The organism is Halomonas sp. MCCC 1A11062 (genome assembly GCF_021404355.1).
GTDB lineage: Bacteria > Pseudomonadota > Gammaproteobacteria > Pseudomonadales > Halomonadaceae > Halomonas > Halomonas aerodenitrificans.
Genome location: NZ_JABFTW010000010.1, coordinates 107,103 through 130,262 on the forward strand (window position 1 = coordinate 107,103; position 23,160 = coordinate 130,262).

Below are 23,160 nucleotides of genomic sequence, written 5' to 3' on the forward strand. Positions count from 1 at the left end.
CCGACATGACCCCACGCCCGGACCCGCGGGTACTGCTGCGCCTGCTGGCGCTGCTCACCCCCTATCGCGGCCGCCTGATCATCGCCGCACTGGCACTGCTGGTGGCCTCCGGCAGCGTGCTGCTGCTGGGCCAGGGGCTGCGCCTGGTGATCGACCAGGGCTTTCTCGCCGCAGACGCCACCCGCCTCAACCAGACCCTGGGCGTGATGCTGGCCGTCGTCAGCGTGCTGGCCGGCGCCTCGGCGCTGCGCTACTACCAGGTGAGCTGGATCGGCGAGCGCCTGGCCGCTGACCTGCGGCGTCAGGTCTTCGATCATCTGCTCGAACTGGAGCCGGCCTACTTCGAGAGCGCCTCCCGGCGCGACCGCGGCGCCGCCGAGATCGCCTCACGCCTGACCGCCGATACCAGCGTGCTGCAGACCCTGTTCGGCTCGTCCATCTCGCTGGCATTGCGCAATCTGGTGATGCTACTGGGTGCGGTGACTCTGATGCTGGTGACCCAACCCTGGCTATCGGCGCTGGTGCTGATCGGCATACCGGCCACGCTGCTGCCGATCCTTTGGTTCGGCCGCCGCGTGCGACGGCTTTCCCGCCACAGCCAGGACCGGGTGGCCGAACTGGGCCGCTACGCCAGCGAGGCACTGGACGGCATTCGCACCGTGCAGGCCTTTTCCCACGAAGCGATCGACCGCCACGACTACGGCGAGCGAGCCGAGCAGGCCTTCGCCACCGCCGTGGTACGTACCCGCCAGCGGGCCTGGCTCACCGCCGCCGCCATGTTGACGGTATTCGCCGCCGTGGGCCTGATGCTGTGGCAAGGCGGTCGGGCAGTATTGGCCGGGGAGATCAGTGCGGGCGAACTCTCGGCCTTCGTCTTCTATGCGGTGCTGGCGGCCGGGGCGGTGGCGACCCTGGCCGAAGTGGCCGGCGACGTGCAGCGTGCCGCCGGTGCCGCCGAACGACTGCTCGAACTGCTCGACGCCGAGCCGACCATTCGTTCGCCAGATGCACCGACGCCCCTGCCCACGCCGCTGCGCGGTGAGATCCGCCTGGAAGGTGTGAGCTTCACCTACCCAGGGCGGGAAAATCCGGCCCTGGATTCACTCGACCTGGAGATTCGCTCCGGCGAGCGCGTGGCGCTGGTGGGCCCTTCCGGCGCCGGCAAGAGTACGCTGTTCACGCTGCTGCTGCGCTTTCACGACCCCGAGCGGGGCCGCGTGACGCTGGACGGTATCGACCTGCGCGAATGCGACCCCAAGGCGCTGCGCGCCGGCATGGGCCTGGTGGCCCAGGAGCCGGTACTGTTCACCGGCACGGTGGCCGATAACCTTCGCTACGGAAAGCCCGACGCCACCGTGGACGAACTACGCGCCGCGGCCCGCGACGCCAATGCCCTGGGCTTCGTCGAGGCCTTGCCCCACGGCTTCGATACCGAGCTCGGCCCCGGCGGCGTGCAGCTCTCCGGTGGCCAGCGTCAGCGCCTGGCGATTGCCCGCGCGCTGCTCAAGGACCCGAGCGTGCTGCTGCTCGACGAGGCGACGAGTGCGCTGGATGCCGAGAGCGAGCGTCTGGTACAGCAGGCGCTGGACCGTCTGATGGTCGGGCGCACCAGCCTGGTGATCGCTCACCGGCTGGCCACGGTGACCGCCGCCGACCGCCTGCTGGTGTTCGACGAGGGACGCCTGGTCGCCGCCGGCCGCCACGGTGAATTGCTCGAGCGCAGCCCGCTCTACCGCCACCTGGCAGAGCTGCAGTTCGGTCGACATCGAGCGGAGGCATGAACTTGCGCGAGGCCCGTGCCTGATTCAAATGGCGTTGCGCAGACCGAGTTCGTAAGGATGCGGATCGAGGTACGTCTGCTGGCGAATGTACTCCGAGCCGTGACGCTTCATGTAATGGTTGAGCAACCTGACCGGCACCGCCAGATGCACATGGCCGAGGCGATACTCCTCGATCGCCTGTAGCAGATCCTGCTTGACCTCGCTGTCGAGCTCCTGCTTCAGGTAGCCCATCACGTGCATCAGCGCATTGGTATGGGTCTTGCGCGTGGCCGGACGCGACAGCGCCGCCATGAAGCGCTGCAGGTAGGAGCGCTTGACCTCTTCCAGCGGCAGGGCATGAGCCTCGCTGCCCAGGTAGCGGCCCAGCTCGCGATAGGCTTCCACGTGGTGTGCCATCAGCAGATATTTCTGGCGGCTGTGGAACTGGATCAGAGCGTGATACTCCCCGGCCTCTTCGACGTTGCGTTTCCAGTCGTCGAAGGCGAACACACGGGTGATGAAGTTCTCGCGCAGCACGGCGTCGTTCATGCGCGCCTCCTCCTCCAGTGGCAGCTCGGGGAAGTGTTCGCGCATGACCTGGACGAAGAGCCCGGAATCGGCATGGCTGGGCATGCCGTTTTCGTGATAGACCTTGACCCGCTCGAGCCCGCAGCTCGGCGAGCCTTTCATCAGGATGAAGCCGCGCAGATGGCGATGGCGCGCCACGAACGCCTCGCCGACTTCACGCAGGCGCTCGGTGACGTCCAGCTCGGGATCCACCGTGCCCTTCACCCGCGGCGGCTCGCCGGGGGCGCCGACCAGACGGATCGGCTCCCGCGGCACGCCCAGGCCGGCTTCGAGTTCGGGGCAGAACGGTACGAAGGCGAAGCACTCCTGCAGCACTTCCAGGCAGTAGCGAGAGCGCTTGTGGCCCCCGTTGTAGCGTACCTGCTCGCCCATCAGGCAAGCGCTGATACCCACCGGGATGGCATTCGTCGTGGTGATGTCAGCCAAGGCAAGGCTCCCTTCCCGTTACCTTGGCTCATCGTCGCTTCTTGGCCGCTTGCGGGCAAGCATCGCAACTCATCCCGCTACCTAGAAAGCTTCCCACTCCGCCTCGGCCTGCACTTTTCCGCCCGCGGGCGCTTTTGCTCGAACCGGCATGGGCGCGGGCGGTGCCGGCACAAGCTCCAGGGGCGGGGCCACCACGGCGGGCCGCTCCAGCTCCCCGCCAAGCACGAAGGTATTGATCAACTGCGTGAGTTTTTCCGCCTGGCTGCGCATGGCCGCGGCCGTAGCGGTGTTGTGTCCCACCATCGCCGCGTTCTGCTGGGTCATCGTATCCATGCGGCTGACAGCCGTATTCACCTCGTGAATACCGATACTCTGCTCACGCGAGCCGGCGCTGATCTCGGCGATGACGTCATTGACCTTGGCGATGCTGTCGAAGATCTCCTGCATGGTGACGCCGGCCTGGTGCACGATGTCGGTGCCCTGCCGGGTATGCGTGATCGATGCTTCGATCAGCCCCTTGATCTCGCGAGCCGCATCCGCCGAGCGCTGGGCCAGGGAGCGAACCTCCTGGGCTACCACGGCGAAGCCGCGGCCGTGCTCGCCCGCCCTGGCGGCCTCGACCGAGGCGTTGAGCGCCAGGATATTGGTCTGGAAAGCGATGCCGTCGATGAGTGAGACGATCTCGCCGATCTTGGTCGAGGAGGCGCTGATCCGCCCCATCGTCTCTTCGACCCTCTGCATCGACTCCCTGCCCTGCCGCGCCACTTCGGCGCTGCCTCGCACCAACTGGTCCGCCTGCCCGGTGTGTTCGGCATTGTTCTCCACCGTCGAGGTGATCTCCTCCATTGCCGAGGAGGTCTGCTGCAGGCTGACCGCCGCCTGGTCGGTGCGCGAGGCCAGCTCGTCGCTGCTGCGAGAAATGCTCAACGAGGCCGAATAGACATCGTTGGCCCCGGCTCTCACTTCGCGCAGGGTGGCCTGGATGCGCGACAGGAAACCGTTGAACTGGCGGGCCAGCTCGCCGATCTCGTCCTTACTGGTGACACGCAGGCGACGAGTGAGATCCCCTCGTCCTTCCGCCACGCCCTGGGCGATCTCGTGCATGTCATTGGCGGTACGCCGAATCTGACGCACCGTCCGGCGGGTGATCCAGATGGCAAAGAAGGTAATGGCCAGGTTGATGACCGAAGCAATGGCCCAGAGCCGCACCAGGGTCTGGATCAGATCTTGCCTGGCCGCCTCTTCGATTACCGCCATGGCGGCATCCACAACCCTGGCATTGTCCTCTTCGAAACGCCGATCACGCAGCAGTTCGACAGCCGCCAGGCGAGCCGCATCCGGGTCGTCGATGGTACCGGCGACGCTCTCCACCAGCGCCGCCGCCATGTCGACGACACTCTCCACTCCCTGGTGTCGGGCTTCGAGCATCAGTTCACGCTGCTGAGCCAACTGGGCACGGTTGGAATCGATGCGCTCCAGGCCCTCGAGTACCAGCAGACAAGATGAAGAGATGATCAGCGGCACCAGCACCAGAAGCAGGATCTTGTTTTGCAGATTGAGCGCCAGCAGCCGCTTGAGGCTGGCGAACGCTTCCCCATTGGATGCGTACGTTTTCATGGAAAGGCCATTCTCGCTGTTGAGTGGGCAGAGTATTTTGTGAAAATTTTCAGGCTGTCATGAAGCCTCAGCTCAGCGAATAGTGCCAGGTCCCTACATACCAATGAGTGGTGCTACCTCACACTCCGTTGATCTACATCAAACCATTTTCTGCCGCGCTTCTTTGACCTTGCTCTTCGCCCCGCTTACCTCGCTACTCGAGGTGCCCCATTGAGCCTGTGGGAAACGAAAAACTACAAGCCGATGGCCCTGCGGCTGGCCCGAAAATGTTTCCGCTGAACAATCTGTCATAGAGACTCTTCGACAGTGAATCAAAGGGTTGAAACGAGACGGCCGACAAGCGCATCACGCCTCCGTCTCAGGACGCAATCTTTTCTTTAGAAACAACAACTTTTCTTAGCATTAGGATACCCGACCTGGCTTGATATGCCGGTTGAGCGCTCCTACGTTTAACCATGCTGGCAAACGCCAGAAGCGCCGGACAGCCGGTAAATGGAAGTACGTTTTCGCTTGTTGAATCGACAGGCATGTAGAAGGAGTTCTGACATGGCACAGCGCAACCAGAATCCGGGCAATTTTGCCAACGATCCGAAGAAGGCATCCGAAGCTGGCCAGAAAGGTGGCCAGCAAAGCAGCGGCAACTTCGCCAACGACCCACAGCGCGCCTCTGAAGCCGGCCAGAAAGGCGGCCAGCACAGCGGGGGCAATTTTGCCAACGACCCGCAGCGCGCCTCCGAGGCCGGACAGAAAGGCGGTAAGGAGAGCAGCGGCAACTTCGCCAACGATCCGCAGCGGGCCTCCGAGGCAGGCCAGAAAGGCGGTCAGCACAGCGGGGGCAATTTTGCCAATGACCCGCAAAAGGCCTCCGAGGCAGGCCGCAAGGGCGGCAAGAACCAAGACCGCTGATATACCGGTGTTGGCTGCAAGCGACAGGGAAGTCGTGTAGAGCTCAGTCTGCTATAGGAAGGCAGATAGGTTTGTAGCCGGCCGGGATCGAACGAGCTGTCAGGGGCCACCCTGGCAGCTCAGTCATTTTCAGCGCTCCTCATTTACCTTGTGGCTGCTTCGGCTCGGAAGAGCCAAATCCAGCGCCCGCTGTGCATCCGCCTCGCCCTGCTCGATCAGATATGTCAGGCGATCTGGCGCCCAGTCCGTCAACCAGAGCGAAGCGCTCTCACCGGGATGTGGATCACGGCGGATACGGGTCAGGCGCAGCTCGGGGTAGCGCTCGGTCGCCTCGCGGGCTTCATCGTCGCTGCGCGCGCCTAGGAATAGACGCCTGAAATGATCTAGGCCCTCACCAAGCCCTTGCGGCATGCCCGGCGTCTGCTTGAACAGTTCCACTGTAATGACATGCCACGGCTGCCCGCTCCTCGGTGACGAAAGGCGTTCGAGAGCTGGCAGCAGCAAGCCGCGATGCCAGACATCTCCATCCCAATAGGCCCGCCCCTCGTGCCGCCCGGGCTTGAACAGTAGCGGAATCGCACTGCTGGCACCGATCATGCTGGGCACGATGGGCTGCTCCTGGCTGTCGAACCAGACCGGTTCCGCCGCTTCGATATCGATGGCGCGTATCATCAGTCGAGGGCCGGCATCGCTCAACGCCGTATAGTGCTCGGCATGACGCGCCACGGTCTCGACCAGTCTGCGGTTGTCGTAGCCCGCCGTGGCAGGATAGCCACCCAGGCCGATCATAAAGCCGCCTGGCACGGCCGAGAATACCGGTGGATTGCCGAAAGTGAGCCCGGTGAGGGTGGCGCTCAGGCGCTGGCTTCTGACATCGAAGAATGGAACGAACGGCAAGGCGGGTTGGGCCACCTCACGCCAGAAGCTTGCCAAGGCTTCCACACCCGCATCCGGAGCTGCGTGGTGCGCCGCCAGCAGATACCCGTTAACCGCCCCGATCGATGCCCCCACCACGACCATGTCACGCCTTGCGCGTTCGTCCAGGCGGTTTACCAGAGTGCGATAAACGCCGAACTGGTAAGCACCCAGGGCGCCACCGCCATTGAGTACGAGCATGATTCTTTCCTGCATGTCACCTCCCTGCGACTTGCTGCATTGCGAATACCGCTCCGCAAGGGTAGACCATGCCAACGAAAAGAGAACACCACCGACCGACCAAGGTCGCATTGCCTTTGCCGACACGTTCGCCCAAGCTCGGGAAAAATAAAAAAGACCCCCCGAAGGGGGTCAGGTGGAGCACGCCAGCTCACATCGGTATATCGCCCGCTGTCGTTCAGCCTTTGGCGACGTTGCTCAGAAGGCAGTTCTTGCCGACCTTCCGAAGCGTTGATCGGTTACTCAGTACTAATTAGTAACTCAGTACTGGGTTTCTTGCTTCGTTGCTCAATACAATGCGATAGCCGCGCCAACAATTACAGAACTCTTGAAAAAACAAAGACCTGCAAGAAAAACAGTACGCATGCTTTGTGCCATACGCCGCCAGCTCACTCCCTTCTGCACCATCAATGCTCATAAAAATGGCCTGCTGACTTATTTTGATGCAATGCAAAATCAGCGTGCCTTCATATGCCAAGCACTCATCTACAGCATTTCGCGTGAAACCTTCAGCACTCGGCCGTCCACCGTGCGCTGCAACTTGTCTTCGATCTCACTGCACAGCGACTCCACTTTCTGTCGCTCGTTCCCTGTCACCACGAAAGTCCACTCGCTTGCTTCGAGCCGATCGTGCTGGCCGCTCTCGCACACTGCCACAGCCGGATTACGACCGAAGCGCTCGTGAATGCCACCCATGCGCTGGCGCTTCTCCTTGAGCGATGCGCAGCCCGGCAGGGAAACGTCGAGTGTCAGTACGGCGATGAACATGCGGCTGAGGCTCCTGTCGATGGATGGCCCGCCTGGGCCAGTAGAGCGATGCGGCTTCACCCATCCAGATGAGGCCCAGGCAGACCGCTTTCAACCGGCAGCCGTCGCGCTCAGGCGCTATCGACGTTGCCCGTCGGCAAGGTCACCTTCATGTTCATCATGACGTTCACCGCAAACGCCAGTATGCCCAAGCCAACGATCACCGAGGCCAATGCCACCACTGGCTCGAGCTGTCGCATGCCGCCCGCGTAAAAGTGCAGGCATACCAACAGCACCGGAAGACCGCCGTTGTGCAGGTAGAAGTGAAGTCGGCCGAGAAGGCTACGCGCAGCAGCCGGATACAAGTGATACATCAGACCGGCCAGGGCCAGGCTTGCCCAACCCAGCAGGTTGATGTGTGCATGCACGCTACGAAAGACATATTGATGACTGGCGGCCATCACGATGCCGTAGATGACGCCAACCAGGAGATACACCACCGCAATTTTCAGCCACAGAAGGGCCATTTTCTTGTCTGCCATTGCACCGGTCATTGTCGTTCTCCCACGAACCCTTGCTCAGCGGGCAACGTCGGCTCGGCCATGGCCCCGATGGAGTATGTGAAACCTCCATGAGGACAGGATGGTGCAGACCGCCTGCCGTTGACGGGTTGATTTCGTTATTGTCAGGGTGGTGACAGGCTGCGCTGCCAATGCTGAAACGGCGCAACCACGTACCATGGGTACGCCATTTCTTTATGGCACCAAATCGGATACTTGGGTACTAGCTTTGATGGGCTACGTCACGAGTTCTTCGAGCCCATCGGAACATGTCGTGGATGAGCAGCCACCCTGGCGAGCCAGGCCTGCACGGCAGGATAGCCAGCGAGCGAGAAGCCACCTTCATTGGCGACGTGGGTATAGGCATACAATGCGATGTCCGCCACGGTGAGCGTCTCCCCCACCAGGTAGGGCGAGGCTGCAAGCGTCTGCTCCATGACGTCGAGTGCCTTGTACCCACTCGCTTGCTTGCCTTCGTATTCCGCCCGGCGCTCCTCGGGCAGGCCAAGGTATTTGGCGATGAAGCGCGCTACCGCAATATAGGGCTCGTGGCTGTACTGCTCGAAGAACTGCCAGCTCAGTACGTGCGCCATGGCCAGCGGCTCATCGGGCAGATAGGCGGTACCGTGGGCTAGATAATCGAGAATGGCGTTGGATTCGGCCAGGTACTCGCCAGAAGGCAGTTCGAGCAACGGAATCTTGCCGTTGCGGTTCTTGGCCAGAAACTCGGGACGGCGCGTGTCGCCGGCCAGAATATCGACATCGATCCATTCGTGTTCGATGCCCAGATGGCTCATCAATAGCTGTATCTTGTAGCAGTTGCCGGACCGACGATCGCCGTAGACCTTGAACATTATTCTCATTCCCTCTTCTCGCTCATATTTCGACGACCAAGTCGTTCACGAACAGCGGCGGCTCGAACTCGTCGGGGTAGCCGCCTGGGTTGGCCAGTATCCGCGTGCCGCCAAGCACACGATCCACCGGCTCGTGCACGTGGCCGTGAATCCACAGCTCCATACGTCCCATCAGGCTCGGCAGATGAGAGGCAAAGGCTGGCGACAGCGCATCGCCCCGGTAGCGCGGCGGTATACACTCCGCCAAGGGAGCGTGGTGGCTGATCACTACCCGCGGCCCGTCGAAGGGCCGGGTCAGTTCCGCCTCCAGCCAGGACAGCGATTCGGCATGCAGCCGGCGACTCTCCGCCGGGCTGAAGGTCTGCCCTTCCGGCTGTTCGATGATGCTGAAATCGGGCATCATCCAGAGGGCTTTCTGCTCGGTCAGCTCAGGATCATGTTCCGGCTCACCATCGTACAGGGCGAAGTCGGTCCATAGCGTCGTGCCATGAAAGCGCACCCCATCCAGCGTCAGTGAGCGATTGTCGAGCAACTCGATACCCAGCCGCTCGGCTTCGTACGCCATGGCCTGTCGCAACAGCGGCATGCTGGTGCCATAGAATTCATGATTGCCCGGCACGTAGAGAATGGGCAACCCGGCGAAACGCTCGGCCGCCCAGCTCAGCCCCTCGGCATGCCGGTGAATGTCACCGGCGAGAACCACCGCATCAGCCGGGACGTCCGGCAGTTCGCGCCCTTCATCGAAGTGTTCCAGATGAAGGTCGGATAGCACCCTGAGTCGCATGTCCCCTCCCTTTCGAAGCGCAGGATCGTTGATCCGCCTCCTGGCGAGCGATTCAGCATAAGGCGGTAGTGCCCGGCTATGCCAGGTTTGGCTGATACGACCACTCACGGCTATGTTGAGATGGCCTGTTGCAAAAGGCGCAACGACTCAATGGAGGGAGTCTCATGAATCAGCATACCAACACGTCTACACACGACGTCGTCGATATTCTCACCCTCGACCATCGCGAGATGGAGGACCTGCTGGACCAGATCCAGCGTTCCCCCGACGCCGAGCAGCGCCGGGAGCTCACCGATACGCTGATTGCCGAAGTGATGCGTCATTCGGTTGCCGAGGAAATGTACGTCTATCCGGTGATGGAGAAGCGTATTCCCAACGGCAAAGAGGAAGCCGAGCATGACAAGGAAGAGCACGACGAGATCGTCCAGGTGATGAAGCAGCTGGAAGACGTTGACGCCGCCGAACCGGCCTTCATGGACCATGTGCACAAGCTGGACGAACTGCTGCGCCACCATGCCAAGGACGAGGAAGCCGACCAGTTCCCCCAACTGCGTCAGCGTCTCCCCGAAGAAGAGCGAATCGACCTGGGCAAGAAAGTGGAGAACGCCAAGCAGCTGGCGCCAACCCGCCCTCACCCCAGCGCGCCCCACTCCGAACTGTTCCACAAGACCGTGGGCCCGGGTGTGGGCATGGTCGACCGCCTGCGTGACAAGCTCAGCGGAAGAATGACCGGCTGATCATTACTTGCCGGATCCAGGTGCCTAATTCAAGGCACCTGGATGGTCCGCTCATAATTCAAGTCTGGGGTACGCCGTAATTGCTTGCCCAATCAACGACTAGGCGCCATAGCCGAGTCAAAGCAGTGCCTTTTTACCATGGGTCGTAGGTGCCGAAGTTCCAGATGGCCTTCCAGGTCGCGGCAGCTGAAGCCCCTGCCGCCATAATCTTCGTCCTTGATCTCCATGACGATCTCGGCACCAGCCGCTTTGGCGCGGGTGTACACGGCGTCGGCATCCGAAACGATGAGATAGGCACACTGCGTTTCGGCGCCACCGATCTCATCCGGCTGTTTCATCAGGCGCCCGAACTCACTGTCCGTGGCGGACCCCAGCATGATCATTCCGTTGCCGAACGTCAGTTGAGCATGGGCTATGGAACCATCATCGTTGGCGGCCGCGAATTGCTGCTCGAAGCCGAAGACATGGCAGAGCCATTCAATGGCCGCTGGCGCGTCTCGATAGCGTAGGCAGGGAATCACCGTGGCACGTGTGTTCTTTGTGTCGCTCATATTACTTCCCTCTTGCACGACCGCGCTTGCTGGCAACCATACTCGGGATCCCCCCTCCGATGGCTGCCTAAAAGCGCCAAGTTAAGCCCACTAGCGGGCCGCCCATCGCAATATCGAGCCGCGCGCCTTCTTCGTCACGATCCAGTGCCAGATGGCGATAGCCGGCGGAAAGATAGAGGGCTTCGCTGAATTGATAGTTTGCGGTTGCCACAACCTGCCAGGTGCTGTCAGCCCCGATACCGAATCCCCCTACATCGGCATGCAGCAGCGTGGACCATGCCGGACTCCACACCGAACGCAAGCGCGCGGCCAGAATCGGGTCGACCCAGCGCTCGGTGTCTCGCAGACCGATCCCCAGGCCCGGCACGGAGACTTCTGCTTCCATACGCCAGGCCCGCACGCCGACGAGCAGGTCCAGAAAATGCCCATGATCACTGAAGACCTGGTAGCCGGCTGCCGCTGTGAGCGAGCGCTGCTGCACCTTGCCTTCGGCGGTCACGCCCGGCGGAATCACACCCTCATGGCTGAGCGAGGCGTAGGTGATATCCCCGAACAGCACCCATCGCTCGTAGCGGGCGCTGCCAGAAATGAAGAGCGCGCCTTCCAGGTCGTCCAGTATCTCGCCGAACGTACGCGAGGTGCTCACCGACGGGGAACTCGCGAGCGGGCGAATGTCACCGGACAGATTCGCCAACCAGACGTACGGCGTGAGCTGAAAGCGCCAACTGTCTTCACGTGTCTGGGCCTGGGCCTGGGCCTGGGCTGCCGCAGTAAAGCCCATCGCCACGATGACCAGGACAAGGTAAATCAATCGGACGATCATGGTTCGCCTCACAGAGTGTTCTTGTAAATGCGTCCATCCTTCATGATCAAACGCAGGTTGCGATCCGGATCGGTGAGGAAATCGAGGTCGCGACTCGGGTCACCATCCACGACCAGCAGATCGGCCAGTGCACCTTCCTCGATGCGCCCCAGCGTGCCGGGATAGGGGCTTCGAGGGCCGGAGAGCCCGAGCAGCTCCCCGTTGCGGCCGGTGGCCATGGACAGCACCGTGAGCGGATCGTAAAAGCGCGTCAGCTTGGCAAGATGGCGTAAATGACCAGGCGCATTCTGAGGGCTGAAGAGGATATCGGTGCCCCACGCCAGTCTGACATCGAAGCGCTGCGCCAGCTCGTAGGCACGCTCGGTACCCTCGGCCACTTGGCGCTGGGCCTGGCGGCGAGCCTCGTCGGGGTAGACGTTGGCGTCCTCGTCCTGAAGAAAAGGCTGCAGACTCCACCAGGTGCCCTCTCCCGCCATCATTCTCACGCTCTCCTCATCGGCGAGCTGGCCGTGTTCGATGGACTTGGCACCAGCCCTGATGGAGCGTTGGATACCGCGTGGGGTGTAGACGTGCACCATCACGTAAGTACCCCAATCTCCCGCGGCCTCCACGGCGGCACGCAGCTCACGCTCCGTGAACTGCGTGCTGTCCAGAGGATCGTAGGCCGAGGCAACCCCACCGCCCCCCATCAGCTTGATCTGGGAAGCGCCGAGCATCAACTGCTCGCGGGTGCGCCGCATTACCTCGGCTTCGCCATCGGCGATCGCTACCACCCCTTGACGCTCCGGCTCGCTGAGGGGCGTCGTGGTGCCTCGGGGTACTTCATAGCGCATACGGAAGTCGCCGTGCCCCGAAGTCTGCGAGATCATCGCTCCGGCCGGGAAGATCCTCGGCCCCGTGACAACCCCCTCATCGATGGCACGCTTCAGCGCGAAGGATGGTCCACCGGCATCCCGCACCGAGGTGACTCCACGCATCAGGGTACGCTCCGCTTCTCTGGCGGCGACGAGATGTACGTACCCCGGGTCGGCAGTCATCGCCGCTGTCTGGGTGATGGCGACCAGGGTGCTATGCCAGTGTGCGTCGATCAGCCCTGGCATCAGAACGCGGCCACCACAGTCGATCACTTCGGCTCCCTGCGGCTCGGCATCTCCAGCCAGCAGCGCCTGGATACGGCCCTCCTCCACCCGCAGAGCTACATTTTCACGCAGCGCCCCGCTGCTGCCATCGAAGAGCCTGAGATTGTAGAACAGCAGTGGGCCACTGCGGTCCTGCGGTTGGGCGCTTACGGCCCTGGGCGCATGAAGCCCGGCAAATAGCGCCATGACGGCCGCCGCACCGCCAAGGAAATGACGCCGCGAGATATCGGCCATCATGCGTTGATGGAAGTGGTGCAGCAGCGGCGAGCCACAACAGCAGGCACCGTGGGTATGGGCAACCGATTGCGTACAGGCACGCATGGTATGGCCAGCGGTCGGCATATTGAGGTCCTCGTCCTGAGGGCGCCTCAAGATAAGCGAGTATTGCCGCCCCTGTACGGTGCCCGTTTCTACAGGTTCCACAACGTAACACCTAGAAACTAGACCGCTGCCCGACTCTACGCCAGAGCTTATCGATTACCGTACGGTCGATGTTCTCAGTCTACGCATACCGCATCACCAACCATGATCAGCTTGATGGAAAATACTTCCATAGCGCATGCTAGGTGTTCCGCTTCCCTGCCCCCATTCTGGAGAAACGACATGACACAGCCCCGCCTCGGCTTCATCGGCATCGGTCTGATGGGCGACCCCATGACGCGCCGCCTGCTCGATGCCGGCTACATGGTCACGGTATGGAACCGCACAGCGGAGAAGTGCACTCCACTGCGTGAGGCCGGAGCCACGGTGGCAACCTCCATCGCTGAGTTGATGGCAGGGGTGGATGTGGTGATGCTGTGTCTGGCCAACACGGCCGTGGTGGAAGAGGTAGTGTTCGGCGACGGCGGCGTGACGGCGCATGGCCGCGCGGGACAGCGCTTGGTCGACCTCTCCAGCAGCGACCCGGCGGCAACGCGGCTCTTTGCCGAGAGATTGGAGGAAGAGTGCGGCATGCGTTGGGTGGACGCACCGGTCTCCGGCGGCGTGGCAGGTGCCGAGGCCGGCAGCCTGGCGATCATGTGCGGCGGTGCGGAAGTGGACGTCGAGGCGGTACGTCCCCTGCTGGCTCCACTCTCGGCACGGGTGACGCATATGGGCCCGGTGGGTGCGGGACAGGTGACCAAGGTGTGCAACCAGATGATCGTCGGCTGTCAGGCGGCGGTGATTGCCGAGATGGTGGCCCTGGCCGAGGCCAGCGGCGTGGATGCCTCGCGCTTGACCGAGGCGCTGGCCGGCGGCTTCGCCGACTCCAGGCCGTTCCAGATTATGACCCCGCGCATGGCGGCAAGGGAGTTCGACAACCCGGCCTGGCATCTGCGCACCCTGCTCAAGGATCTCGACATGGCCGTGGCCCAGAGCCAGCGCGCCGGCAGCGGCACACCGATGACAAGCCTGGCGGCACAGTTGATGCGCACCCACGTCAGCCACGGGCACGCCGAGCACGATCCGGCTACGCTGGTAAAAGCGTATCGACGATAAGCGCAACCAGGACACCCCATGGCGGCCCCATCCCGCGAGAAAGCAAACGTAGCCATTCTGGTCACCGGACAGACCCTGTTCATGATCGCTGCCATCACCGTGATGACGCTGAGCGGCGTGGTGGGTCATCAGCTGAGTCCTGACCCCGGGCTTGCCACGCTGCCCATCGCGCTGATGATGGTGGGCACGGTGGTTTCCACGCTGCCCGCTTCGCTGTTCATGAAGAGCGTGGGCCGGCGGCTGGGCTTCATCACCGGCGCGGCTCTGGGTGGCGTAGGCGGCGGCCTGCTGAGCTTCGCGGCCATCGCGGCGGGCTCGTTCTGGCTGTTCTGCGCCGGCAATCTGCTGCTCGGGCTCTACCAGGGCTTCGCCATGTACTACCGCTTCGCCGCCGCCGACGTGGCCAGCCCCGCCTTTCGCAGTCGCGCCATCTCACTGGTGATGGCAGGCGGCGTGGTGGCCGCCTTCCTGGGGCCGTGGAATGCCAGCGCCACCCTCGGCTGGGTGGCCGGGGTGCCCTCGGGCGGCCCCTATCTGGTGATTGCCGTGCTGGCCCTGGTGGCCATCGGCCTGTTGACTCAGCTACGCGTGCCGCCAAGCGGCGAGCCGCAGCCCGGCGACATTGCCCGCCCCATGGCAGTGATCGGCAGCCAGCCGGGCTTTCTGGTCGCCGTGCTGGCCGGCGCCGTGGGCTACGCCATCATGGTACTCGTCATGACCGCCACTCCGCTGGCCATGCGGGCGGCGGGCTTCGAGATGAGCCAGGTCGCCGTCATCATGCAGTGGCACGTGCTGGGCATGTTCGCACCCTCGTTCGTCACCGGCAGCCTCATCGCCCGTTTCGGCGTCGACCGTATCCTGCTGGCCGGTGCCGCCATGCTCGCGGCTGCCGTACTACTGGCCAACCTGGGCCAGACGATTGCCCATTTCTGGGTCGCCCTGGTGTCGCTCGGCATCGGCTGGAATTTCCTCTTCGTCGGCGGCAGCGCGCTGCTTTCCACCATGCATACCGAGGCGGAACGAGGCAAGGTACAGGGCATCAACGACCTGATCATCTTCTCGCTGGTTGCCATCGGCTCGCTGATGTCGGGTCACCTGTTCCACCGGCTGGGCTGGGAGGCACTCAATCTGGCCATGCTACCGTTGATCGTGCTGGTGGCGCTGTCCGTGCTGGCCTGGCTGCTGGTGCGGCGACACGCCTCGCGCCCCAGCGCCGATTGAGCTCCTCCTCCCGTCTCGTTGTGAGTCACGACGGACGGGTGCGTTTCCGCCGTTGTATTTGTCGCCTGCCCCACCCTTCCGTACACTTGTTTGACTCTCCCCTACACGAGCTATCGCCGAGGCACCCATGGCTTTCGATTCGACCTCTACCTATGTGGCTACCGATGCCCTGAAGCAAGCAGTGAACGCCGCCGTGACCCTGCAGCGCCCGCTGCTGATCAAGGGCGAACCGGGCACCGGCAAGACCCTTCTGGCCGAAGAGCTGGCGAACTCACTGGGCACAAAGCTGATCACCTGGCACATCAAGTCGACCACCAAGGCCGCCCAGGGGCTCTACGAGTACGATGCGGTGAGCCGCCTGCGCGACTCCCAGCTCGGCGTGGAGGGCGTGGAGAACGTCGAGAACTACATCAAGCCCGGCAAGCTGTGGGAGGCTTTCACCGCTGACGAGCGCGTGGTGCTGCTGATCGACGAGATCGACAAGGCCGATATCGAATTTCCCAACGACCTGCTCCAGGAGCTGGATCGCATGGAGTTCCATGTCTACGAGACCGGCGAGACCGTGCGCGCCCGCCACCGGCCGATCATCGTGATCACCTCGAACAACGAGAAGGAGCTGCCCGACGCCTTCCTGCGCCGCTGCTTCTTCCACTACATCGAGTTTCCCGACCGCGAGACCATGCAGGCCATCGTCGATGTGCATTTCCCCGACATCGCGCCGAAGCTGGTGAGCCAGGCGCTGGAGGTGTTCTTCGACCTGCGCCAGGCACCGGGGCTGAAGAAGAAGCCCTCTACCTCGGAGCTGGTGGATTGGCTCAAGCTGCTGATGGCCGACGAGCTGGCCCGCGAGGCGCTCTACCACCGCGACCCGGTGAAGGCGATCCCGCCGCTGGCCGGAGCCCTGGTGAAGAACGAGCAGGATACCCAGTTGCTCGAACGGCTGGCCTTCATGATGCGCCGCCAAGGCAACCAGAGGCGCTGAGCCATGTTCATCGGCCTGTTCGAAACCCTCAAGCGCGCTGGCGTGCCGGTGTCGCTGCGCGAACTTCTCGACCTGCATGCGGTGGTCGAACGCGGCGTGGTTTTCGCCGACATGGAAGCGTTCTACCAGGTCGCGCGTACCGTCATGGTCAAGGACGAGCGCCACTTCGACCGCTTCGATCGCGCCTTCGCGGCCTGGTTCGACGGCCTGGAAAATCTCGATGCCGCCATCGAGGCGCTGATTCCCGACGACTGGCTGCGCCGCGAGTTCGAAAAACAGCTCTCCGAGGAAGAGAAGGCGCAGATCGAATCCCTGGGCGGCCTGGAGCAGCTGATCGAGACCTTCAAGAAGCGCTTGGAAGAGCAGAAGGAGCGCCACGCCGGCGGCAACAAGTGGATCGGCACCGGCGGCACTAGCCCCTTCGGTGCCTATGGCTACAACCCCGAGGGTATTCGCATCGGCCAGCAGGGCTCACGCCACCGCCGGGCGGTGAAGGTGTGGGACGAACGCCGCTTCCGCGACTACGACGACTCCCTCGAACTCGGTACGCGCAACATCAAGATGGCGCTGCGCCGACTGCGCAAGTTCGCCCGCCAGGGCGCGGCCGAGGAGTTCGACGTCGACGCCACCATTCGCGACACCGCCCGCGACGCCGGTCTGCTCAACGTGCGCATGCGCCCCGAGCGCCACAACACGGTGAAGGTGCTGCTGTTCCTCGACGTGGGCGGCTCCATGGATGATCACATCCGCGTCTGCGAGGAGCTGTTCTCCGCCGCCCGCTCGGAGTTCAAGCACCTGGAGCACTACTATTTTCACAACTGCTTGTACGAAGGTGTCTGGCGCAACAACTACCGCCGCACCAACGAGCGCATCCCCACCATGGACGTGCTGCATACCTACGGTCGCGACTACCAGGTGGTGATCGTCGGCGATGCCGCCATGTCGCCCTACGAAGTGACCCACCCCGGCGGTAGCGTGGAGCACTTCAACGAGGAGGCCGGTGCCGTATGGCTCAAGCGCCTGGCCGACAAGTTTCCCCGCCTGGCCTGGCTCAACCCCATGCCGCCGCGAGCCTGGGAGTACACCCACTCCACCCAGTTGATTCGTCAGTTGATCGACGACCGCATGTACCCCATGACCCTGGAAGGACTCGAGAACGCCATGCGTGATCTGGCGCGCTGATGCTTGCTCCATGCCAAGCCCACCCATATACTGTACATACATACATGATTCTGAGTAACAGATCCTGAAGCGGCCACGCTATTAGGCCGGTCTGGGCAAACGACACTTTGGGGCAAACGACAATGGGGAACGCGACACGGCGAACGGTCTCGCTATAGCCCTTTTGGGTTATTAAATTGAAAAATAGCCTTAAAGGGCTATTATAATGACATCACCGACGCGTAGAGCAAGCCTATGGCGCAGCGCATTGCCGTTCTCACGGGCGACCTGGTCGACTCCCGCAAGGCCAGTGATCCCCAGAGGCTCTTTCAGGTACTCGATACCGCCATCGAAGCGATCACCGCGCGCTACGACGGACAGAGCGAGCGCTATCGTGGCGACGGGTTCCAGATCGCCCTGCCCGACCCGGCGGTCGCCATGCCCGCGGCGGTGCTGCTGCGTGCGGCCTTGATTCGTCATTCGGAGGAGCGCCAGCGCTGGGATGCGCGCATTGCCGTCGCCATCGGCCGGGATTCCTGGCAGCCCGGGCAGCGGGTAACCGAAGCCAGCGGTGAGGTATTCGTGCGCTCCGGCCAGACCCTGGATACCATGAGCGAAGGCACGACCCACCTGGCGCTCAGCCTTGTCGAGGAGCCCAGCAGCGAGTGCCTGGCACTGCTGACCCGCTTTGTCGACGATCTGCTCGACGGCTGGTCGCGCTACTCCGCCGAAACCGTCTATCTCAGCCTGTGGCACGAGGAATCCCAGCAGGCGCTGGCCAAGCGGCTCGGCATCAGCCAGCCTAGCGTGCACAAGCGACTGCGGGCCGCGCGCTGGGCACTGCTCGACGACTATCTGCGCTATCTCGGCCAACGATTCAAGGACGACTCACCATGAACGCCGATCTCTCGCTGCTGCTGGGGCTTGTGCTGGTCCATCTGCTTGGTGACTTCGCCCTGCAGCCCAGCCGCTGGGTCGAGGCGCGTTACATGCACAAGGTGCGCTCCGCTCAGCTCTACCTGCACGCGGCGCTACATGGCGCCCTGGCCCTGGCGGTGCTGAGTGCGGCCACACTGACTCAGGCCACTGGCGCTTCCTGGAACATGGTGCTGAGCGGCGCGGCAGCGATTGCCGTGAGCCATGCCGTGATCGACCTCGGCAAGGCCTATCTGTCGCCCATGCGGCTGCGCTGGTTCATGCTCGACCAGCTGCTGCATCTGCTGGTGTTGATAGGCGTCTGGCTGACCTGGCTGGGCCACTGGGAGCCGCTGGTGGCATTCTGGCAGTGGCTGTTCACGCCACAGGTGCTCGGCACCGTCGTCGCCTACGTCCTCGTCACCCGCCCGCTGTCGATCGTCATTGCCTTGGTGATACAGCGCTGGAGCGCCCAGATCGACAATCCGGGTACGCTGATTGCCGCCGGCGCCCGCATCGGCATGGCCGAGCGCGTGCTGGTGCTGACCCTGGTGCTGCTCGACCAGTTGACCGCCATCGGCTTCCTGCTGGCGGCCAAGTCGGTGCTGCGCTTTGGCGAGCTGCGCGGCGCCCAGGATCGCAAGCTGACCGAGTACGTGTTGATGGGCACTCTGCTCAGCGTCTCGACCGCCATGGTGCTCGGTTTGTTGATACGACTGGCGGTACAGGGGAGCTGAGCATGTCGAAACGTTGGACCGCCATCATGAGTATCGCCCTGGCCGGCGTATGGCTGGCCGGTTGCGCCGCACCGGAACAGCTTGAGCGGCGCAGCGGCTATGTAGTGGATCACTCCTGGGTCGCTCCTTCGCACAACAGTCGAGTGCGCCATCTGGTGATGCATTACACCGATATCGACGAAGCCGAGTCGCTGGCCGTGCTCACCGGCCCTCATGTCAGCGCCCATTACGTGCTGCCTCTGCCGCCGCGGGACCACCGCGGCCAGCCGCTAGTCTATCAACTGGTCGACGAGAACCGCCGCGCCTGGCATGCCGGCGCCAGCGCCTGGCGGGGGCGCATCAACATCAACGACACCTCCATCGGCATCGAGATCGTCAATCTCGGGCCCGACCGCCCCTATGCCGAGGTGGAACGCCTGCTGGAAGAGAACCCGGAAGCGTCGGTGGATATCCAATGGGCGCCCTATCCCGACGCCCAGATCGAGGCGCTGATCGCGCTGTCCCGGGACATCATCGAACGCCACGGCATCCACCCCGCCGACGTGGTGGCCCACTCCGACATCTCGCCCACACGCAAGATCGATCCCGGCCCTCACTTTCCCTGGCGCGAGCTATATGAAGCCGGTATCGGCGTATGGCCGGAAGCGGAAAGCGTGTCTCGCTGGCGGGCGCGCTTCGAGGCCGAGGCCGTACCGCTCGACACCCTTCAGGAAGCACTCAAGCGTTGGGGCTATCGGCTGGAGGCGACGGGCAAGCTGGACCAGGAGACCCGCGCCGTGCTGCGGGCCTTCCAGATGCGCTTCCGCCCCAGCGACTATCGCGGCACGCCGGACGCCGAGAGTGCCGCCATCCTGTGGGCGCTGCTGGAGCGCTATCGTCCAGCAGCGCTGGATGGCCTCGACCAGCCAGTACAGAACAGTCAGCCGTTACGAAACAGATAGCTGTAGGCATTCAACGCCGGCACCCCACCCAGGTGGGCGTAGAGCACGCGAGAGCCCTCGGGGAACTCGCCGTTGCGCACCATGTCGATCATGCCCTGCATCGACTTGCCCTCGTAGACCGGGTCGGTCAGCATGCCCTCGAGGCGCGCGCAGAGACGGATCGCCTCCAGCGTACCCTCGCTGGGCAGGCCGTACTCGGGGCCGCCGTAGCGGGCATCCAGTACCACATCCTCATCGGCGATCCTCCCTTCCAGCTCGACCAGTTCGGCAGTGTGTCGGGCAATGCGCAGGATCTGTTCGCGGGTGCGCTCCGGCTTGGCCGAGGCGTCGATGCCGATCACCCGCCGTGCCCGGCCGTCGGCGGCGAAGCCGACCACCATGCCGGCCTGAGTGCTGCCGGTCACCGAGCAGACCACGATGTAGTCGAACTTGAAGCCGAGCTCCCGCTCCTGCTGGCGCACCTCTTCAGCGAACCCGACGAAGCCCAGGCCGCCATAGGGATGCTCGGAACAGCCGGCGGGAATCGGGAAAGGCTTGCCGCCGCGCTCGCGCACGTCCTCCAGCGCCTGCTCCCAACTGGGACGGATGCCGATGTCGAAGCCCGCCTCGTCGAGGCGCACCTCGGCGCCCATGATGCGCGACATCTCGATGTTGCCGACTCTGTCGTACACGGCATCCGAGTAGTTGACCCAGTCTTCCTGTACCAGCACGCATTGCATGCCGAGATGGGCCGCCACGGCAGCGACCTGGCGCGTCTGGTTGGACTGGATGCCGCCGATGGAAACCAGCGTGTCACAGCCCTGTTCCAGAGCCTCGGGAATCAGGTATTCGAGCTTGCGTGTCTTGTTGCCGCCGAAAGCAAGGCCGCTGTTGCAGTCTTCACGCTTGGCGTACAGCTCGACCTTACCGCCAAGATGGTCGCTGAGGCGCTTCAGCGGGGTGATGGGTGACGGTCCGAAGGTCAATGGATATCGGGGAAAGCGCTGCAAGTTCATGGGGTTTCTCCTGCTGACGAAGCAAATGGCGATGGTCGGTCCGCTCGGCCACCGGAGCTTGACCTTTTTTCATACTACCCGTCAGAAAGAGTTGCCTGGTTGCAAAACAGGGTCGATTATTCAAACCAAAGAAGGCTTTTTCTCGCTCCTTGCGAATATAAGTCCGTATATAGACATGAGCAGGAAATAAAATTGCGCGACACGACCACCCACTCCGCTTCCGCGACTGGCGTCGAGCTGGATCGCATCGACAAGCGTATTCTCAGGCGGCTGCAGCAGGACGCCTCGATCTCCAACGTGGCGCTGGCGGCCGAGGTCAATCTCAGCCCACCCGCCTGCCTGCGTCGCGTCGAACGGCTGAAACGGGAAGGCCTGATCCGCGGCATCGTCGCGCACCTCGATCCCGAACGGCTCAATGCCGGCATGGTGGTGTTGATTGGGGTGGTGCTGGATCGCTCGACGCCGGCATCCTTCGCTGCCTTCGAAGAGGCCGCGCAGCGCGTCACCGGCTGTATGGAGTGCCATGTCGTCACCGGCGAGTTCGACTACTTCATGCTGGTCAGAACCCGGGATAGCCAAAGCTTCAACAAGCTGCACGCCGAGCAACTACTCTACTTGCCCGGGGTGCGCCAGATCCGCTCGTTCATGGGACTGAAAGAAGTGGTTTCGACCCACCGGGTGCCGCTGTGACACCACAGGGCACCCGGCAGATCGATGGAAGATCTTTCTCTTACAGCGTGGCCAACCGCTCCCTGTCGTTCACTCCGGCCATGCGCACCAGCGCCAGGGCCTCGTCGAGGCTTTCCACCTCTTCGACCCGCAGCAGCTCGCTGTCGAGACTGACCCGCTTGCCGGTCTTCTCGGAGAGCAGCTTCTCGAGGGTCGGCACGTCCATGTTTTCGTCCATGATCAGCGTATCGACGCTGGCCGTATCGTGGGTGCCGGGAAGGTAGATGGTGCCGTTGGAGAAGTCCACGGCATAGGCGATCACGCCAGGTACGATGAAGAACAGCAGGCCCACGCCGTTGGCGATGGCGACCACCGGGTCGATACGCCCACTCATCTGGCCTTTGCGCTCGGGGTGGAAGACGGTACCGCAGCCCACCAGGGCGGTGATGGAAACGCCAAGCACCAGGCCGGTCAGGGCACGACGGATCAGGATCCTCATGGAAGGGATGCTCCGCAGAAGTCGGGTTACCGGCGTCGAGGGCGATTGCCGCCCTGGGCGCCGCCATGGAGAATGGCGGGAGATTACCACAGTCACGACTGATACGAGCGTTTACATTTTTCACGGAGGCCCAAATGAGCGAGATCGGATTACATACCTGCCAGGGCAGCGCCATCGAGCCGCGGCTGGAGGAGCTGGCTCATTTGCGGATCACCGTGTTCCGCGATTTTCCCTATCTCTATGACGGCAGCTTCGACTACGAGGCCGACTACCTGCGCCGTTACGCCGAATGTCCCGACAGCGTATTCGTGCTGGCCGAGGATGGCGATGCTCTGGTGGGGGCAGCCACGGGCATGCCGCTGGCCAAGGACGTGGCGGAGTTTCGCGCCCCCTTCGAGCAGGCCGGCTTCGATGTGAACAGCGTGTTCTACTACGGCGAGTCAGTGCTGCTGCCGAGCTACCGTGGCCGCGGCATCGGCAAGGCCTTTCTTGCCAGGCGCGAGCATCACGCTGCCGAACGCGGCTTTACCACCGTCGCCTTCTGCGCCGTGGAGCGCCCTGACGACCACCCGCTGAAACCGGCAGGCTATGTGCCGTTGCACGGCTTCTGGCGCTCCCAGGGCTACGAGCGCCACCCGGAGCTCGCCACCACCTTCCACTGGAAAGACATCGGCGAGCCGACGGAGACCGACAAGCCAATGGTGTTCTGGCTGAAGTCGCTGCAGTAACCTGCACACAGACTGAGCCACCGCGAGCGAGGGGCGCCGGGGACAGGGCGCAGAGGAGGTCTTTTGCCATGGGTGAGGAGCATTGCTCCGAACGGGCTGGCCATGGATGGCCAGCACCGGTCCTGCAAGCGGAGCAGGATGCGAGAGCGCCGCAGGGCAAAAGTAGCGCCCAGGGATGGGTTTACA

General features: G+C 63.1%; 23 protein-coding genes and 2 pseudogenes. 13 read left to right on the forward strand and 12 right to left on the reverse strand.

What is annotated here, in order from left to right; genetic code table 11:
* Positions 1-5 precede the first annotated feature (5 nt).
* Positions 6-1,781, forward strand: coding sequence for an ABC transporter transmembrane domain-containing protein (locus HOP58_RS12975; protein WP_234260509.1), 1,776 nt, complete (start codon positions 6-8; stop codon positions 1,779-1,781).
* A gap of 24 nt (positions 1,782-1,805) precedes the next feature.
* On the opposite strand, the gene HOP58_RS12980 is transcribed toward HOP58_RS12975, so the two are convergent.
* Entirely contained in the window at positions 1,806-2,774 is a 969-nt protein-coding gene (locus HOP58_RS12980; RefSeq protein ID WP_010628078.1) for a DUF523 and DUF1722 domain-containing protein, read from the reverse strand.
* Between the two features lie 81 nt (positions 2,775-2,855).
* The gene (locus HOP58_RS12985; RefSeq protein ID WP_234260510.1) at positions 2,856-4,391 is read right to left on the reverse strand and encodes a methyl-accepting chemotaxis protein; all 1,536 of its coding nucleotides are present in this window, start codon (positions 4,389-4,391) and stop codon (positions 2,856-2,858) included.
* Between the two features lie 546 nt (positions 4,392-4,937).
* Here HOP58_RS12985 and HOP58_RS12990 point away from each other — a divergent pair.
* Positions 4,938-5,089: pseudogene (locus tag HOP58_RS12990) on the forward strand (general stress protein); the annotation flags it as partial.
* Between the two features lie 12 nt (positions 5,090-5,101).
* Positions 5,102-5,297, forward strand: a pseudogene (locus tag HOP58_RS12995) (general stress protein); the annotation flags it as partial.
* Positions 5,298-5,426: 129 nt separating this feature from the next.
* Here HOP58_RS12995 and HOP58_RS13000 read toward each other — a convergent pair.
* The 5 genes from HOP58_RS13000 to HOP58_RS13020 form a co-directional block, all read right to left on the reverse strand.
* On the reverse strand, positions 5,427-6,413 hold the full coding sequence (locus HOP58_RS13000; RefSeq protein ID WP_010628075.1) for a patatin-like phospholipase family protein: 987 nt from the start codon (positions 6,411-6,413) through the stop codon (positions 5,427-5,429).
* Positions 6,414-6,938: 525 nt separating this feature from the next.
* On the reverse strand, positions 6,939-7,220 hold the full coding sequence (locus HOP58_RS13005; protein WP_010628074.1) for a DUF503 domain-containing protein: 282 nt from the start codon (positions 7,218-7,220) through the stop codon (positions 6,939-6,941).
* Between the two features lie 110 nt (positions 7,221-7,330).
* Complete coding sequence (locus HOP58_RS13010; RefSeq protein ID WP_010628073.1) at positions 7,331-7,753, reverse strand: hypothetical protein; 423 nt, start codon at positions 7,751-7,753, stop codon at positions 7,331-7,333.
* A gap of 248 nt (positions 7,754-8,001) precedes the next feature.
* Positions 8,002-8,613, reverse strand: coding sequence for a glutathione S-transferase family protein (locus HOP58_RS13015; RefSeq protein WP_234260511.1), 612 nt, complete (start codon positions 8,611-8,613; stop codon positions 8,002-8,004).
* A gap of 22 nt (positions 8,614-8,635) precedes the next feature.
* Positions 8,636-9,397 (reverse strand): metallophosphoesterase, encoded by a 762-nt coding sequence (locus HOP58_RS13020; RefSeq protein ID WP_010628071.1) that lies wholly within the window; start codon positions 9,395-9,397, stop codon positions 8,636-8,638.
* A 164-nt stretch (positions 9,398-9,561) separates the two neighbouring features.
* Between HOP58_RS13020 and HOP58_RS13025 the strand changes: the two genes are divergently transcribed.
* A complete protein-coding gene (locus HOP58_RS13025; protein WP_234260512.1) occupies positions 9,562-10,134 on the forward strand; it encodes a hemerythrin domain-containing protein in 573 nt (190 codons plus the stop codon).
* A 92-nt stretch (positions 10,135-10,226) separates the two neighbouring features.
* Here the strand turns inward: HOP58_RS13025 and HOP58_RS13030 are convergent, their stop codons facing one another.
* The 3 genes from HOP58_RS13030 to HOP58_RS13040 all read right to left on the reverse strand — a co-directional run bounded on the left by HOP58_RS13030 (position 10,227) and on the right by HOP58_RS13040 (position 12,989).
* Positions 10,227-10,685: a VOC family protein gene (locus tag HOP58_RS13030; RefSeq protein WP_234260513.1), complete on the reverse strand. Its 459-nt coding sequence runs from the start codon at positions 10,683-10,685 to the stop codon at positions 10,227-10,229.
* A gap of 67 nt (positions 10,686-10,752) precedes the next feature.
* Entirely contained in the window at positions 10,753-11,508 is a 756-nt protein-coding gene (locus tag HOP58_RS13035; RefSeq protein ID WP_234260514.1) for a hypothetical protein, read from the reverse strand.
* A gap of 8 nt (positions 11,509-11,516) precedes the next feature.
* Positions 11,517-12,989, reverse strand: coding sequence for an amidohydrolase family protein (locus HOP58_RS13040; protein WP_234260515.1), 1,473 nt, complete (start codon positions 12,987-12,989; stop codon positions 11,517-11,519).
* Between the two features lie 261 nt (positions 12,990-13,250).
* Between HOP58_RS13040 and HOP58_RS13045 the strand changes: the two genes are divergently transcribed.
* From HOP58_RS13045 to HOP58_RS13075, 7 genes are all read left to right on the forward strand, one after another.
* Entirely contained in the window at positions 13,251-14,126 is an 876-nt protein-coding gene (locus tag HOP58_RS13045; protein WP_234260516.1) for an NAD(P)-dependent oxidoreductase, read from the forward strand.
* An 18-nt stretch (positions 14,127-14,144) separates the two neighbouring features.
* Complete coding sequence (locus HOP58_RS13050; protein ID WP_234260517.1) at positions 14,145-15,347, forward strand: MFS transporter; 1,203 nt, start codon at positions 14,145-14,147, stop codon at positions 15,345-15,347.
* A gap of 127 nt (positions 15,348-15,474) precedes the next feature.
* Positions 15,475-16,329 carry a MoxR family ATPase gene (locus tag HOP58_RS13055; protein ID WP_234260518.1) on the forward strand — a complete coding sequence of 285 codons (855 nt, stop codon included), beginning with the start codon at positions 15,475-15,477 and terminating at the stop codon, positions 16,327-16,329.
* A 3-nt stretch (positions 16,330-16,332) separates the two neighbouring features.
* Positions 16,333-17,511: a VWA domain-containing protein gene (locus tag HOP58_RS13060; RefSeq protein WP_234260519.1), complete on the forward strand. Its 1,179-nt coding sequence runs from the start codon at positions 16,333-16,335 to the stop codon at positions 17,509-17,511.
* Positions 17,512-17,745: 234 nt separating this feature from the next.
* Positions 17,746-18,387, forward strand: coding sequence for a hypothetical protein (locus tag HOP58_RS13065; protein ID WP_234260520.1), 642 nt, complete (start codon positions 17,746-17,748; stop codon positions 18,385-18,387).
* A complete protein-coding gene (locus HOP58_RS13070) occupies positions 18,384-19,142 on the forward strand; it encodes a DUF3307 domain-containing protein (RefSeq protein ID WP_234260521.1) in 759 nt (252 codons plus the stop codon). Before HOP58_RS13065 ends, HOP58_RS13070 begins: the two co-directional genes overlap by 4 nt.
* Before the next feature lie 2 nt (positions 19,143-19,144).
* A complete protein-coding gene (locus tag HOP58_RS13075; protein WP_234260522.1) occupies positions 19,145-20,083 on the forward strand; it encodes an N-acetylmuramoyl-L-alanine amidase in 939 nt (312 codons plus the stop codon).
* Here the strand turns inward: HOP58_RS13075 and HOP58_RS13080 are convergent.
* Positions 20,062-21,078, reverse strand: coding sequence for a 1-aminocyclopropane-1-carboxylate deaminase (locus HOP58_RS13080; protein ID WP_234260523.1), 1,017 nt, complete (start codon positions 21,076-21,078; stop codon positions 20,062-20,064). The genes HOP58_RS13075 and HOP58_RS13080 overlap by 22 nt on opposite strands.
* 192 nt (positions 21,079-21,270) lie before the next feature.
* Between HOP58_RS13080 and HOP58_RS13085 the strand changes: the two genes are divergently transcribed.
* On the forward strand, positions 21,271-21,768 hold the full coding sequence (locus tag HOP58_RS13085) for an Lrp/AsnC family transcriptional regulator (protein ID WP_234260524.1): 498 nt from the start codon (positions 21,271-21,273) through the stop codon (positions 21,766-21,768).
* Between the two features lie 40 nt (positions 21,769-21,808).
* On the opposite strand, the gene HOP58_RS13090 is transcribed toward HOP58_RS13085, so the two are convergent.
* Entirely contained in the window at positions 21,809-22,246 is a 438-nt protein-coding gene (locus HOP58_RS13090; RefSeq protein ID WP_234260525.1) for a hypothetical protein, read from the reverse strand.
* Positions 22,247-22,380: 134 nt separating this feature from the next.
* Here HOP58_RS13090 and HOP58_RS13095 point away from each other — a divergent pair, with 134 nt between their 5' ends.
* The gene (locus tag HOP58_RS13095) at positions 22,381-22,974 is read left to right on the forward strand and encodes a GNAT family N-acetyltransferase (protein WP_234260526.1); all 594 of its coding nucleotides are present in this window, start codon (positions 22,381-22,383) and stop codon (positions 22,972-22,974) included.
* The last annotated feature ends 186 nt before the right edge of the window (positions 22,975-23,160 follow it).

What these genes read in the sequence shown, in the direction of transcription:
- HOP58_RS12975 (WP_234260509.1), top strand. Translation starts at nt 6, where the DNA reads ATGACCCCACGCCCGGACCCGCGGGTACTGCTGCGCCTGCTGGCGCTG.
- HOP58_RS12985 (WP_234260510.1), bottom strand. Translation starts at nt 4,391, where the DNA reads ATGAAAACGTACGCATCCAATGGGGAAGCGTTCGCCAGCCTCAAGCGG.
- HOP58_RS13000 (WP_010628075.1), bottom strand. Translation starts at nt 6,413, where the DNA reads ATGCTCGTACTCAATGGCGGTGGCGCCCTGGGTGCTTACCAGTTCGGC.
- HOP58_RS13005 (WP_010628074.1), bottom strand. Translation starts at nt 7,220, where the DNA reads ATGTTCATCGCCGTACTGACACTCGACGTTTCCCTGCCGGGCTGCGCA.
- HOP58_RS13010 (WP_010628073.1), bottom strand. Translation starts at nt 7,753, where the DNA reads ATGACCGGTGCAATGGCAGACAAGAAAATGGCCCTTCTGTGGCTGAAA.
- HOP58_RS13015 (WP_234260511.1), bottom strand. Translation starts at nt 8,613, where the DNA reads ATGTTCAAGGTCTACGGCGATCGTCGGTCCGGCAACTGCTACAAGATA.
- HOP58_RS13020 (WP_010628071.1), bottom strand. Translation starts at nt 9,397, where the DNA reads ATGCGACTCAGGGTGCTATCCGACCTTCATCTGGAACACTTCGATGAA.
- HOP58_RS13025 (WP_234260512.1), top strand. Translation starts at nt 9,562, where the DNA reads ATGAATCAGCATACCAACACGTCTACACACGACGTCGTCGATATTCTC.
- HOP58_RS13030 (WP_234260513.1), bottom strand. Translation starts at nt 10,685, where the DNA reads ATGAGCGACACAAAGAACACACGTGCCACGGTGATTCCCTGCCTACGC.
- HOP58_RS13035 (WP_234260514.1), bottom strand. Translation starts at nt 11,508, where the DNA reads ATGATCGTCCGATTGATTTACCTTGTCCTGGTCATCGTGGCGATGGGC.
- HOP58_RS13040 (WP_234260515.1), bottom strand. Translation starts at nt 12,989, where the DNA reads ATGCCGACCGCTGGCCATACCATGCGTGCCTGTACGCAATCGGTTGCC.
- HOP58_RS13045 (WP_234260516.1), top strand. Translation starts at nt 13,251, where the DNA reads ATGACACAGCCCCGCCTCGGCTTCATCGGCATCGGTCTGATGGGCGAC.
- HOP58_RS13050 (WP_234260517.1), top strand. Translation starts at nt 14,145, where the DNA reads ATGGCGGCCCCATCCCGCGAGAAAGCAAACGTAGCCATTCTGGTCACC.
- HOP58_RS13055 (WP_234260518.1), top strand. Translation starts at nt 15,475, where the DNA reads ATGGCTTTCGATTCGACCTCTACCTATGTGGCTACCGATGCCCTGAAG.
- HOP58_RS13060 (WP_234260519.1), top strand. Translation starts at nt 16,333, where the DNA reads ATGTTCATCGGCCTGTTCGAAACCCTCAAGCGCGCTGGCGTGCCGGTG.
- HOP58_RS13065 (WP_234260520.1), top strand. Translation starts at nt 17,746, where the DNA reads ATGGCGCAGCGCATTGCCGTTCTCACGGGCGACCTGGTCGACTCCCGC.
- HOP58_RS13070 (WP_234260521.1), top strand. Translation starts at nt 18,384, where the DNA reads ATGAACGCCGATCTCTCGCTGCTGCTGGGGCTTGTGCTGGTCCATCTG.
- HOP58_RS13075 (WP_234260522.1), top strand. Translation starts at nt 19,145, where the DNA reads ATGTCGAAACGTTGGACCGCCATCATGAGTATCGCCCTGGCCGGCGTA.
- HOP58_RS13080 (WP_234260523.1), bottom strand. Translation starts at nt 21,078, where the DNA reads ATGAACTTGCAGCGCTTTCCCCGATATCCATTGACCTTCGGACCGTCA.
- HOP58_RS13090 (WP_234260525.1), bottom strand. Translation starts at nt 22,246, where the DNA reads ATGAGGATCCTGATCCGTCGTGCCCTGACCGGCCTGGTGCTTGGCGTT.
- HOP58_RS13095 (WP_234260526.1), top strand. Translation starts at nt 22,381, where the DNA reads ATGAGCGAGATCGGATTACATACCTGCCAGGGCAGCGCCATCGAGCCG.